Raw genomic sequence first — 844 nt, 5'->3', positions numbered from 1 at the left:
GTCAGGGTGGTAACTGACAGACTGCCAAAGTTCTGCAGCCAGTTTTCCACCGCCAGTTCACCGTCAAATATGGCGTCGCCATAGCTGGCACTGTTCTGCAGTAACAGCCAGGGAAGGGACTCATCACGCCAGGTGTGGCTTTCACCCTCTGCGGTCAGCACCGGCGTGGTAATCAGCACATAGTCAGACTCCAGAGAGGGGGAACCCCAGTTCGGGTCGCCGTTGTTTATCGGGCTGCCGTTAAAATTCACCGTGCCAAAGTTAAACACCTTACCGTTGCCTGATGTGTAAAACGCCAGGCCGAGGTCAGTATTAATATTAATCACACCGGTGGTGTCGTTGATCGCCATGCCGTTATCTATGGCGGCCATCGCGTAGATCCAGCCCTGCTCGTCATGGCTGCCGTCTGACTCAAGATTGATGGTACCCTGGTTGATGGCAAGGGCGGAGCCGTCGGCATACATTCCTGTACCTGAATTGGTCACCTGAATGGTGCCCGTATTCAGCATGCTTCCGCCGTTACGCAGATGCATCCCGGTACCGCGCATTGCCAAACTGTTGATGCGCCCGCCGGGATCTTCCGGCTTGAAGAGGGTTTTGGTGCCATCCGGCTCCAGGTTCTCGTCCAGATGAAGCTGCATGCCGTCAACGGTAATAGAACCTTCATTAATCAGCGTACCTTTCTGGGCAGTCATACCATGGGTACCGGCTCCGGCCATGTTAATGATGCCTTCTGAGGCATTCACTGAAACGAGAGCTCCCAAGGTGTGCATCATTGCTGCCACCTGACCTGCTATAAAAATCACTCCTCCTTCAGCTGCACCAATTCCTCCATTATGTACTG

At 54.0% G+C, this 844-nt stretch carries 1 pseudogene; it reads right to left on the bottom strand.

The features are described 5' to 3' along the window. Positions 1–776, bottom strand: a pseudogene (locus tag DT73_RS26490) (hypothetical protein); the annotation flags it as partial. Positions 777–844 lie beyond the last annotated feature (68 nt).

The sequence above is a fragment of the Mangrovibacter sp. MFB070 genome, from assembly GCF_000705335.1.
GTDB lineage: Bacteria > Pseudomonadota > Gammaproteobacteria > Enterobacterales > Enterobacteriaceae > Mangrovibacter > Mangrovibacter plantisponsor.
Note: the sequence above shows the minus strand (reverse complement) of the source record. Positions and strands in the feature narration are given on the sequence as shown.